The sequence below is a fragment of the Actinomycetota bacterium genome (assembly GCA_014360655.1).
Lineage (GTDB): Bacteria > Actinomycetota > Geothermincolia > Geothermincolales > RBG-13-55-18 > JACIXC01.
This window is the reverse complement of sequence record JACIXC010000005.1, coordinates 60305-72797: the sequence shown is the minus strand read 5'-3', so window position 1 is coordinate 72797 and position 12493 is coordinate 60305. Positions and strand designations below refer to the sequence as shown.

The window sequence follows — 12493 nt, the reverse complement described above, 5'->3', positions numbered from 1 at the left end:
TGATCACCCGCCTTCACGCTGATCGTCGCCGTGGTCGGGCCGGTCGGGCGACGGGGCTCGCACAAGGGGAAGCCGTACCGCAGCCGCTCCTGCTTCCCGTGCCGCCGGGACGCGCACCTCGCGCCGTGACGCCGGTCCGCTTGCCCGGCGCCGAACCGCGGCCCTTGCATCCCGTACGGCCGTTTCCGTCCCTGGACGCCTGGCCGCTTGCCGGGCGCCGTGCCGCCGTTCCCGCCCCGTGACCCCGGGCCGCTTGCCCGGCATCCATATCATACATGTTATTTCCTGGGGAAAGGAGGGTCTGCCGTACGGAGACGAAGAGGGAATCGCGTTGCCCCTGGGGGAACACCGCCCGCCGCCCCGTGCGGGAGGGGACATCGCGTTTGGCCCCGCTTCTACGAACGGGATGATGTCCGCCGCCCCGTGCGATAGGGGATATCGCATCACCGGCGTTGCGCTCGCGAGACACGGGCCGACTCACCGCGGGAGGAGGGCGGGGGTTAAGGCCTGATGCGGATCATTTCCATCCCCCGGTTTCCGGGTGATGATGACATGATGGACGCGATACGGCGCGCGGCACGACGTGTACGTCCTAGGTTAGCGCGGCCGCGAGCCGGGAATAATTGATAGCGGCGCCGGCGGCAAGGAAGCGGAGGCGCGAGGGGCTCGGATGCGAAAGCAACGCCGTCGTCACGGAGCAAGAGAAAAGGCAGCAGTTAGAGAAAAGGCGGGAACGAGAGAAGGGATGTGAAGATGGAAGAATACCTGGAGATAGTCGATGGCGAGAACGGAGGACACGACCTCGTGCTCTTCGCCCTGTCCACATGCGGTTGGTGCCGCAAGGCCAGGGACTTCCTGGACGAGAACAAGCTCGCTTACCGTTACGTGTACGTGGACCTCCTGGAGGGGGACGCCCAGAAGGAGGTCTTCGAGGAGGTGAAGAGGCGCAACCCCCGCAAGACCTTCCCCACCCTGGTGGTGGACGACAAAGAGGTCATCGCGGGCTTTAACGAGGACAGGTACCGGGAGGTCCTGCTGTGAGCCCCGATTTTTCGCGGGAAGTAAGGGAGCTGCACCGGCGCCTCGTAGAGGAGGCGGAGGCCGGGGGATATCACATCAACCCCGACGGCGAGTTCGCGCTCATGCTGGCGGAGGGCCTGCTGCGCAACCGGGAGCGCTACGGCTACATGCTCTGCCCCTGCCGCATGGGCGAGGGTGAAAGGGAAAAGGACCTGGACATCATCTGCCCCTGCGATTACCGCGACGCCGACCTGGAAGAATATGGGCAGTGCTACTGAGCGCTCTACGTTACCCAGGAGGTCCTGGAAGGCAAGCGGAAGATAGAGGGGCAGATCCCGGAGCGGAGGCCGGACCCGGAAGAGCTGGAACGCCGGCGCGAGACCGCCGCGGCGCGGGCACGCGCGCGCCGCGATGAAAGAGTAGAGGCCGGAAAGGGCGAAGCCGGGGGCGCCGGGAGGGGCGGAAGCCAGCCCGTGTGGCGCTGCCGCGTCTGCGGCTACCTTGCGGCGCGCGGAAAACCGCCCCGCGAATGTCCCGTGTGCAAGGCCTCCCAGGACCGCTTCGATCCCTTCCCCCCGGCGGAAGGCGGCGCGGCGAAGGGCGAAGCGTTACCCGTGTGGCGCTGCCGCGTCTGCGGCTACCTTGCGGCGCGCGGAAAACCGCCCCGCGAATGTCCCGTGTGCAAGGCCTCCCAGGACCGCTTCGAACCCTTCCCCTGGTGAGCGCACGCCCGCGTGCCCCCGCCCGCATCCCTGTATTCCCCATCCCCCTACCGCACCCCCGTATCCCCGCGCCACCCGCGTCCCCTCCCATCCCCAGGCCCGCGCATCCCCCGTAACCCCTCCCGCTTCCACTGCCCGCGCATCCCCACCCGCATCCCCATCCGCGCCCCAGTCCGTCTCCAAGCCCGCGTTTTACCGCCCGAAGCATGTGCGCGCGACGGTTGCAACGCCGCTTATGCCACCCCGAACCGCCGCGACCTCCTCGCGAGGCCTCGACCGTACGTTCACGATGCGTAAAATAAATCACCCTGCGGTCGCCCTGAAATCACCTCCCGATAGGCTGTTTTCCCGCCCGCGGCGGACGATATTCTTCACGTGAGAACCCGGTGCAGGTTTTCGGCGTGGGAACCGATTACCTGTTCGGAGAATCTTTTCGGAGAAGGAAGGGAGACGGGAGGCAGACGATTTGAAAAAGAACGTCCAGAAGGGGGGCGAGGAGGCCACCGTGTCGTGGTTCGGTGGCCGCCTCGCCGTGACGCCCGCCGTGCCGGCGGACCGCGCCTGCACGCGCGCCGCCCCCGGCCGTGACGGCGACTACCTCCTCTCCCTCCTGCGCCATTCCCCGGACATAATCCTCGTGCTGGGAGGGGACCTCAAGGTGCGCTGGGCGAGCCCCTCCGTCGCGCGCATCACGGGCTACGGGGAGGAGGAGATGCGTGACCGCGACATCCTCTCCTTCCTCCACCCCGAGGACCGCGGCAAGGCCATGCAGGCCATATACTTCTGCGCCACCCGTTTCGGCGTGCCCTATACCCTCGAGATACGCTTCCGCAACAAAGACGGCGCCTACCGGCACCACGAGGCCGTGGTCACCAACCTGCTGCAGGACCCGGTGGTGCAGGGGGTGGTCGTCAACTCGCGTGACGTCACCGAGGCGGCGCATCTCCGCGAGCAGGTCGAGGAACACCGGCAGCGACTTGAGGCCCTGGTGGCGGAGCGCACGCGGGAGCTGGAGGAGGCCAACCGCCGCCTGCGCGAGGAGATAGGGGAGCGGGAGGCCCTGGAGCACGAGCTGCAGAAGAGAGAGCGATACTACCGTTCCCTCATCGAGAACGTCTACGACCTGATCGCCGTGATCCAGCTGGACGGGAGGATCGACTTCGTCTCCCGGTCCGTGACGTCCCTGGGATACGAGCAGAGCGCGCTGGCGGGATTGAACGCCTTCGATTTCGTGCACCCGGAGGACCTGCCCAGGGTCCTCGACCTGGTCGCCGAGGGGGGCGCCCAGGACGGCTTCACGGCGCTGACCACCTTCCGCCTGCGGGCCGCGGACGGATCCTGGAGGGTGCTGGAGGCGCAGGGGCGCAACTTGACCAGGGATCCCGTGGTGCGCGGGGCGGTGATCAACGCCCGGGATATCACGGAGCGGGTGAAGGCGGAGGAAGCCCTGCGCGAGAGCGAGGAGAAGTTCCGCATCCTCTCGGAGCACTCCATGCTGGGCATCGTCATCCTGCAGGACAACAGGTTCCGGTACATGAACCGGGCGGCGGCGGACATCTACGGGCTCCCACTCGAGGGCTACCAGGGTCTCGACGTGGCGGAGACGATCAACAAGGTCATCCACCCGGAGGACCGGGAGTTCATCCTCGAGCAGTCGCGCCGCAAGCAGCTGGGCGAGGAGGGGCAGGTGGCCAACTACGCCTTCCGCGTGGTGACAAGCAATGGTGAGACGAGGTGGCTGGAAGTCTATTCCAAGACCATAGATTACCAGGGCAGGCCCGCGGACATGGTGGCCCTCACCGACATCACCGGCCGCAAGCTGGCGGAGGAGGCGCTGCTGGAGAAGGAGGAGTACTTCCGCTCCCTCGTCGAGAGCTCCCTGGACGTCATCATCATCGTGGACGAGAACAACATGTTGAAGTACATAAGCCTGTCCGTCGAGGAGATCTTCGGCTACCGGCCGGAGGAGCTGTTGGGCCGGCTGGGCTTGAGCTTCCTCCCGGAGGACGAGCTCATCTCCGCGGGGGCCGAGTTCAGCAAGGTGCTGAAAAACCCCGGGATGTTGTCCCGGGGCGAGTTCCACGCCCGCCGCAAGGACGGCGCCTTGAGGAGGGTGCAGGTGAAGGCGCGCAACATGTTCGACCACCCCCTGGTGCGCGGCATCATGGTCAACGTACGCGACGTCACCGAGGAGTGGGACATCGAGCGTCGCCTGGAGGGCATAAACCGCCTCTTCCTGGGGCTGGGCGCCGACATCATCGGCAACATGGAGGCCATCTTGCGCGGCTGCCGGGACCTGCTCGAGGCCGACTTCGCCGCCTACTGCCGCCTGGAGGCGGGCAGGTTCTCTGTGCTCTCCACCGCCACCGGCGAGGAGGGGTTCCTGGTGACCGGGGAAGACTGGGACTACCTCGCCCTGGGGATCATCAAGGAGGGCGGGGAGGAACCCCTGGCGCTGCAGGACCTGCGCGCCGACCCCCGCGGGGAGAAGGACCCCCTGGCGCGCAGGCACGGCATGGTCTCCTTCCTCGGTTACCCCGTGCGGCTGAAGGGGAGGACGGTGGGGTGCCTCTGCGTCTACTGCGCGCGTCCCCGGAGGTGCAAGGCCATCGACGTGGAGACGGCGGGGATGCTGGCCCGCGCCCTGGCCGTCGAGGAGGAACGCCTGGCCGGCGAGCAGAACCTCAAGAACTTCGTGGACGTGGCGGCGCACGAGCTGCGCCATCCCGTGACCGTCATGAAGGGGTACGCCCTCACCCTGCGCGACTACGGGGAGCGCCTGGACGAGGGCACCAGGAGGGAGTACCTGGAGGTCATCAGCAAGGGCGCGGACCGCCTGGATTCCCTCATCCGGGAACTGCTGGACGCCTCCCGCATCGAGCGGGGCCGCTTCGCCGTGAACCGGGAGGAGCAGCGGCTGGAGCCCCTGCTGGAGCGCGCCGTGCAGGAGGTGAGGGAGAAGGGCATCGCCCATTCCCTGCGCCTCACGGTGAAGGGGGAGCTCGCCCCCCGCGAGGTGGACGCGGACAAGCTGGTGCAGGTGCTGGTGATCCTCATGGACAACGCGGTGGCCCACTCCCCCGCCCACTTCCCGGTGGAGGTGGAGGCGGAGGACAGGGACGGCGAGGCGCTGGTCTCCGTGCTGGACCGGGGGGTGGGCGTGCCCGAGGCCCAGCGGGAGCTCATCTTCGAGCGCTTCTACCAGATTGAGGACGCCCACCACCCGGCCAAGGGCATGGGCCTGGGCCTCTACATCGCGCGCGAGATCGTGGAGGCCCACGGGGGGCGCATCTGGCACGAGCCCCGCCTGGGAGGCGGCTCAGCCTTCCGCTTCACCCTGCGCTGAGCCTCTGGCGCCTGCCCGGGTCGGGGAGCGGGCTGGACGCCACGCAACGGACGGCCCGCGCCCCCCGCGGGGGCTCTGGGGGGAAGCCTTCCGTGAAGATCTCCAGGGCACGGGTGAAAAGGTGGCGAAAGTACGTGCAGCGAGGATTTCAAGGCTTGCGGTGTCGTCGTTCTGCCTTCGCTTGGGCTGCCGGACCCGATGCCACGGTACTTTTCCAGGGGCGTAGGGATCCCGTTTGTCCGGGAGCCATAAAACCCTATCACTGAGCCTTAAAATCTGTTGTTCGAGAGAGGGGATTTCGGGGAGGTTTGCCTGGAAGCAAGGAAGCCCCCGGTGAATCCCCGCGAGGTCCTTGCGTGAACCAAGCGGGTCTTGGGAAATCTTTACGTGTTCTGGGTATGAAACTCCCGCTTCCCGTTGTATAATGAAGACCCCTCCTGACCGCCGGTAGAATCTACACTAAATAATACAACTTATACATATTGACAAACTCATCGTTACCGGTTAGTATAGTCGCGCTTGCACCCTTGGGCAGGGTCCCCGGGGATGACGGCCGGGAGCCCTGGGACCGCCGTTTTGAGCGGTCCCGCCGTGCTCACGGCCCGAACCGCCGGGAAAGCTCGAAGCCCAGAGGCACATCGGACCTGGTTCGGATCTGCCGGCCGGGCTTGAGGAACGGGGGGATATGGGCGGAGAGATCATCGCCGAGAGGTTCGCCCTTCTCAAAACGCGTGGCGGCAACGGGCTGGCCTTCACCCATATAGTGGAGGATACGCTGGACGGCCGGCGGCTGGTGGTGAAGGTCAGCGAGAGCCTGGGCGCCCTCGGGCTGGAATACCTGAAGGCGGGCAACCTCCTTGCCGAGGCGGGGGTGGAGGGGGTGCTTCTCCCCGTCGAAGGGGGTTTCCTGGAGGAGGGCGGTTGCTACCTTGCCTTCCCAGAGCTGGGCGAGCCCTCCCTGGAGCACTACCTGCGCATGAGGCCGCATCTCACCTGCGGGGAGGCTCTCTTCGTACTGGAGGGGGTGTTGTGCGCCCTGGAGGGGCTGCACGCGGCGGGTTTCGTCCACCTCTTCCTGGAGCCGCGCAACGTCTTCTACCTGCCGCGTCGGAGGGTGACCCTCAAGGATCCCGCCCTGAGGCCGCAGTTCTTCCACCCCTTCCTGGAGATGGTGAGCTCCCCCGATTTCTCCTACCTCCACCCCTCCCTCATGGACGGCGGGTTACCGGGCGCGGAGGCGGACGTCTACGCCGTGGGGAGGCTGGCGGAACGGCTGCGCGAGGCGGCCTCGGACGCCGCGGATTCGCCGCTGGCGGGGGTGCTGGAATGGCTGGCGCGAACCTGTACGGAGGAGGCCGTGGGAGGAAAGGAGGCCGTAAGCTGCGAGGCCGGGGAAGACGGGTCCGGGAAATATCCGAAGGCCGGGGAGGGCGAGGACTGGAAGGACCGGAAGGCCGGGAAGGGCTATGAAAAGAAGGCCGGGAAGGGCGTGAAGGATGAGACGGGAAAGTGCGGCGCGGGCGGTCCGTCTGCAGGTGAGGTCCTGGAGGAGCTGCGGCGCAGGCGGGCGGAGGCAGCGGAGCGAGCAGTTGCCGCGATGGCGGGAGGCGATGGGGAGAGGCCGCGACGGGAGAAGCGGCGGCTTTCGCGGGGAGGGCGGCGAGGAGTAGCCGCCACCCGCGGAGAAAAGGTCTTCCCGCGACCAGGCCTGGCCCTTGTGGCCGCATGGAGCGCGCTCTTCTTGCTCGCGCTGGGCATGGGCGCCGCCCTGGCCATGCGCGGCTGGGAAGGAACCGGTTCCAGGGCCGGTGCGAGCGGCGGAGGCGCGAGCGGCGGTTCCGAGGCGGGAAGCGCGGCGGTACGCGCCGTGCTCGGCGAGGTCGCCAGGGAAGGTGGCCCGGGAGGAGATTTCGCTACCGCGGGGCGCGATGGAGTGAAGGCGGAGGAGACGTCCCCGTTAGCCGGAACGGGGGACGGCTACGGGAGCTCCGTTGCAGCGCCCGGAGCGGAGGGCGCGGAAGGGGAGCAGGGAGCCACGGGTAACGGTGGCGCCGGCGCCGGCTCAACCGCCACGCCCGCAACGGACGGCACGACCGGAACATCCCCTCCGGTGGCCTCCTTCACCCTCAGCTCCACCGAGGGGGAGTCGCCCCTGTCGGTCCTCCTCGACGCCTCGGCGAGCTACGATCCGGACGGGCGCATCGTCTCCTACGAGTGGAGCTGCGGCCGCACGGGAAAGGTCATCCACCACGTATTCGAGAGCAGCATCATCCCGGCGAGGATCGCGGTCACCCTCACCGTGACCGACGACAGCGGCCGCACCGCGAGCGTCACCCGCTGCTTGACACTCTACTGAAGGGGCATGGAGGGATCGCGGCGCCGCGGGAAGGGGGGTTCGTGATGGCGATGAACGGGAGATGAACGCGTGTTCGAAAAGGGCGGCGCGGGGCGGCTGCAGGGAATAGCAAGCGGAAGAGGGACGGCGGGCGGGGGGCGGATGCGGAGGCGGGTCGGGAGCTGAGGGGAGAGTCAGGGAAAGGCTCGGAAAGGAAAGATGGGAAAGGATGTGCCTGGAAGGAGAAAGCCTGTAAAGGAGGGACCCGGAAGGGAAGGGCTCGGAGGGGATGCGCTTGGAAAGCAAGGGCCTGGAAAGGCCTGCAAGGGATGTGTCTGAGAAAGAAAGGTATGTAAGGGAAGTGCTTGGAAAGGAAGGGGCTGGAAGGGAAGGTCTTGTAAAGTAGGGGCCCGCCAAGGAAGGGCGGTGAAGGAAGGGCTTGCAAGGGATGAGCTGGCAAGTATGTGTATTGGGAAATATTGGTAAGGCAATCAAGGGCGGCGCCCCCGGCTTTTAAGATGGGCAGCGGCGAAGGAACCGTAAAGGCACGGGAGAGCGAAGAGAAAGAAGAGACGGTGGGACGAGGAAGGGACCAGGAAGGAGGCAGAAGATGAAGGTCGTGGTGGTGAGACCGGGAAGGGTACTGGCGGCGGGGGCCGCCTGCGCGGCGCTGCTCCTCGCGGCGCTCGCCGGCTGGGCGGCATTCTCGGGCGCCCTGCGGGGCGAGCGGGCGCAGGCCTACGGGAAGAACAACGTGGGCTCCCTGGCCTGGTTCTTCGCCGAGGGGCATACCGGCGACGGCTTCGAGGAATGGATATGCATCTTCAACCCCCCGTACGAGGTGGGGGGCAGCGGAAGAGTGGCGATGGTGAGGATAGGATACTTTGGACCGGGTGGCTTTATTGGGCATGATTATATTCAACTTGAACCGGGACAGCGGGCTTCGGTGAACGTCAACCAGCAGCTGAAGCAAGGTTACAACTATGCCGGCGACGTCTCCGTGGCCGTGATCAGCTGGGAGAACAACGCCCCCGTCATCTGCGAGCGGGCCATGTACTACAACTACCAGGGCCGTATCACCGGGGGCAGCCAGGCCCCGGGCTACGAGGAAGCGGAAGTGGCCGCTCCCCCCTATTGAGAGGGGCAGGGGATGAGCGGGACGGACGCGAAAGCGAGGGGGCTCGCCGTCCTCCTCCTCTTGCTCGCCCTGCCGGCGCTGTTCGTGGCCCGCCCCCCGGGGGCGGGGGGCTACCCGGGGGCGGGGACGGGGTACGGGGGCTGGACGGCGGAGGCGGCCCTGGACCTGGCCAACCCCCGCCACGTGCAGGTGGCCGCGGGGGGAGGGAAGCTCTACCTGGTGGCCGACGACGGGGCGGACACCTGGTTCTACCGCGCCACGGACCCGGGCGCCCTGAACTGGACGAGGGTGCGGCAGATGGACTATAACCCGTCCTGGACGGCCCGCGACGCCTACCTGGACGCGCGGGGCGACGACGTGGTGGTCTCCTGGAGGGAGCACGCCAACGGCAAGTGGGCCCTCTTCCTCGCCGCCTCGCGGGACGGCGGCCTGAACTGGCGCTACTGGTGGGACTCCCAGGCTGGCTGGGACAACTACGAGGCCCACGTGTACCTGCACGGCGACTACGTGCACCTGGCCTACGTCTCCAACTACCCGGGGCGAGACGAGGTCTACTACCGCCGCTTCAACCTGGAGCTTTCCGCCTCCACCCTCTCCTGCGTCTCCGACGCGGGGGACGGGGTTGCGGCGGGGGACCCGTGCGTGGAGGCCTGCGGCGACAACAACGCGAGCGTCTATTACGTGCGCCGCTCCGGCCCCCCCAGCCCCGTGTGGCAGGCCTGGACGGACGACGGGGGAGGCCGCTGGCACCCCAACGAGATCATCTCCACCCGGGGCTGGGGGGACTGCTCCCGGCCGGAGGTGACCGCCTGGTGGGACGGGGCGGAGCGGCGGGTGATGGTGATGGCCTCCGTGCGGGACGTGCGCAACGGCATGGACTACGTATGTTATTCCCGCTACTACTCCAACCTCTGGGAAAAGAACAAGGAGATCGCGAGCAACGCCGCCTGGACCTCCTACCCCCAGCTCTGCTCGCTGGGCACGCAGGTCTTCGCCGTCTACCGCCAGTCGGGCGGGAGCACGGGACACGAAGGAGTGGGGAAGATAAATACGCACACGGGTGAGTGGGGTTCCTGGTATCCCGTGGACGACCTCTTCTTCCAGAACATGCCCTACGACAACCCGGGGTGCATCGACTGCTGCAGCGACGGCCAGTACTTCTACGCCGCCGCGGCGGGCACCGCCCCCCGCGCCCTGGTGTTGACCAAGCGCGAGGACAACCGGGATCCCTCCGTGGCCATGGAAAACCCCGGATACTACCACCGCGCGGACTTCCCGGTGCGGGCCACCGCCGCCGACGACTTCGACCGCTCCGCCGACTGGCTGCTCTCCCCGCAGCCGGAGCATTACGACCGCGGCATCCTCCACGCCGACTTCCACTACCGCCCCGCCGGCTCCCAGCACTGGAGCGAATGGCCGGGAGGGGAGAGGGACGCCGACGCCCCCTGGGAGATGACCTTCCCGGGCGGCTCCATCGCCGAGGGATTCTACGACTTCCGGGTGACGGTCACCGACACCGCGCAGCGCGTCTCGGAGAACGTGCTGGGGGGAGTGTGCGTCGACCGCACCCCGCCCGCGGCCGCGCTGGAGATCCCGCCCCCGGACGGGAAGGACGGCTGGTACGTGAACCGGCCCGCCCCCGGCGTGAGAGTCACCGGCACGGACGCCCTCTCCGGCGTGGCGCGCGCCCTCTACCGTTTCGACGAGCAACCCTCCTGGACCGTTTACTCCGAGCCCATACCCCTCCCGGAAGGGGAGCACATCATCCACTATTACGCGGAGGACCGCGCGGGAAACGCGTCCGCCGCGCAGTCCTTCCCCTACCGGGCGGACTTCACCGACCCCGCGGGCTCCATCGTCTCGCCGTCCCCTGGAAGTTATCACCGGGACACCATGCTGGCCGAGGTCTCCTGCTCGGACGCGGGCTCCGGGGTGGCCGGGGTGACCTGGCTGGTGGACGGCAGCGAGCGGGCGACCGGCGCGGATAACCGGGCGGTGCTGGACCTCTCCGGCCTGACGGACGGCCAGCACGTGCTGGAGGCGGTCATAGAGGACGCCTCCGGCCGCTCCTTCCGCACCCCGCCCGTGCTCTTCCACAAGGACGTCACCCCTCCCGCCGCCCGCATCGTCGAGCCCACGGGCGTCGACTGGGTGAGGGGCATGGTGGCGGTGCGCGCCGAGCTGCGCGACAACCTGAAGGAGGGGGGCGTGGCTTTCTTCGTGGACGGCAGGCCCATCGGCGAGTGCGCCTCCCCACCCTGGGCGGTATCCTGGGACACCTCCTCCGTGAAGAACGGTTTCCACGCCCTGCGGGTGGAGGCCTGGGACGCGGCGGGGAACCGCTCGCAGGCGGGCGCCTCCGGCGAGGTCCTGGTCTTCGTGGGGAACAACATCAGCCAGACCAACCACTTCGCCGAGGGATGCACCCGCCCCGGATTCGAGACCTGGCTGTGCCTGCAGAACCCGGGCGACCAGGCTGCGGCGGTGACCGTCAACTACTACCTGGGGGAGGGGCAGGGCGCCGCCTCCACCCGCACCTACTACGTGCCCGCCTGTTCCCGCACCACCATCTTCGTCAACGGCGAGGTGGGGGCGGGGAAGGACGTCTCCATCCAGGTCACCTCCAACCGCCCCATCGTCTCCGAGCGCCCCATCTACTTCTCCTACCGGGGGTCGGGCGGCCGGGAGCTGCGGGGAGGGCACACCGGGCAGGGGGCCCATTTCCCCCGCGGCGCATGGTACTTCGCGGAGGGATGCACCCGCGAGGGCTTCGACACCTGGCTGTGCCTGCAGAACCCCGGAAGCAGGGAGGCCGTGGTGAGGGTGGAGTACATGATGGAGGGAGGGGCCTACCGGGAGCGCACCTACCGCGTGGGGCCCTGGAGCCGCGACACCGTATCCGTCAACCGCGAGGTCGGCCCCGGGCACGACGTGTCCATGCGGGTGACCTCGGACGTCCCCGTGGTGGCGGAAAGGCCGGTGTACTTCCTCTACCAGGGGATGTGGGACGGCGGGCACAACGTCATGGGGGCGGTGAGGCCGGAACGGGAATGGTACCTGGCCGAGGGCTGCACCCGCACCGGCTTCAACCAGTGGATATGCCTCATGAACCCCGGCGAGGAGCCGACCACCGCCCACCTCGTCTACATCATGGAGGACGGGGGGCGCATCGAGCGCCGCTACCCCCTGGCGCCTCACTCCCGCTTCACGGTGAACGTGAACAACGACGTGGCGCGGCAGCACGACGTCTCCACCCTCGTCACCTCGGAGCGGCCCATCGTGGTGGAGCGGCCCATGTACTTCCTCTACCGCTCGGCCATAGACGAAGGTTCCAACACCATGGGGGTGAACAAGCCGGGCTCCTCCTGGTACCTGGCCGAGGGCTGCACGCGGGACGGCTTCGAGGAGTGGATATGCCTCATGAACCCGGGCGAGGAGCCGGCGCAGGCGGAGCTGCGCTTCATGCTCGAGGACGGTTTCCTGCGCCGCCACGCGGTGACCGTCCCGGCGAAGACGAGGGTCTCCGTGAGGGTGAACGACGTGGTGGGCGCCGGGCACGACGTCTCCTGCGAGGTGATGAGCGACCGTCCGGTGGTGGTGGAGCGCCCCATGTACGCCGTCTACCGCGGCTCCTGCCCCGCCGGGGACACCTTGAGCGGCTACACCTTCAACCCCTGACGGATGGCCGTCCCTGATGACGGGCTGGCGTCCGGCGCCGCGTTCGGCCACGCGTTCGGCGGTGGGGGGAGGAAAAGACCTCCCCCACACCCGAGCCGTGTCTCAACCCCTGGCGGCGGCCGGCCCGTGCTCGTGCGTTAAAGCGGGGGGACGGGATATGGTTTATACCGGGTACGGTGCTATGCTTGCCATGTGAGGGGAGGAAAGGCCTTCCCGCCGCGCGGTCGGGAGAGGCCGGCTCCGCGAGGTATGGT

At 67.9% G+C, this 12493-nt stretch carries 5 protein-coding genes and 2 pseudogenes; all 7 read left to right on the top strand.

The features are described from left to right. Positions 1–753 precede the first annotated feature (753 nt). The 7 genes and pseudogenes from H5T73_05190 (at position 754) to H5T73_05160 (ending at position 12239) form a co-directional block, all read left to right on the top strand. On the top strand, positions 754–1041 hold the full coding sequence (locus H5T73_05190) for a glutaredoxin family protein (protein MBC7247155.1): 288 nt from the start codon (positions 754–756) through the stop codon (positions 1039–1041). Beyond that, positions 1038–1592: pseudogene (locus H5T73_05185) on the top strand (hypothetical protein). The gene H5T73_05190 and the pseudogene H5T73_05185 overlap by 4 nt, the downstream one beginning before the upstream one ends. A 39-nt stretch (positions 1593–1631) precedes the next feature. After that, a pseudogene (locus tag H5T73_05180) lies at positions 1632–1742 on the top strand (rubrerythrin family protein). 466 nt (positions 1743–2208) lie between these two features. After that, entirely contained in the window at positions 2209–5088 is a 2880-nt protein-coding gene (locus tag H5T73_05175; GenBank protein ID MBC7247154.1) for a PAS domain S-box protein, read from the top strand. 685 nt (positions 5089–5773) lie between these two features. Beyond that, positions 5774–7444: a hypothetical protein gene (locus H5T73_05170; GenBank protein MBC7247153.1), complete on the top strand. Its 1671-nt coding sequence runs from the start codon at positions 5774–5776 to the stop codon at positions 7442–7444. 589 nt (positions 7445–8033) lie between these two features. Continuing rightward, positions 8034–8561 (top strand): hypothetical protein, encoded by a 528-nt coding sequence (locus tag H5T73_05165; GenBank protein ID MBC7247152.1) that lies wholly within the window; start codon positions 8034–8036, stop codon positions 8559–8561. A gap of 12 nt (positions 8562–8573) precedes the next feature. Further along, positions 8574–12239, top strand: a complete 3666-nt coding sequence (locus H5T73_05160) for a hypothetical protein (GenBank protein ID MBC7247151.1) — start codon at positions 8574–8576, stop codon at positions 12237–12239. Positions 12240–12493 lie beyond the last annotated feature (254 nt).

Coding starts and splice junctions, on each gene's coding strand:
- H5T73_05160 (MBC7247151.1), top strand. CDS start 8,574: ATGAGCGGGACGGACGCGAAAGCGAGGGGGCTCGCCGTCCTCCTCCTC.
- H5T73_05165 (MBC7247152.1), top strand. CDS start 8,034: ATGAAGGTCGTGGTGGTGAGACCGGGAAGGGTACTGGCGGCGGGGGCC.
- H5T73_05190 (MBC7247155.1), top strand. CDS start 754: ATGGAAGAATACCTGGAGATAGTCGATGGCGAGAACGGAGGACACGAC.
- H5T73_05170 (MBC7247153.1), top strand. CDS start 5,774: ATGGGCGGAGAGATCATCGCCGAGAGGTTCGCCCTTCTCAAAACGCGT.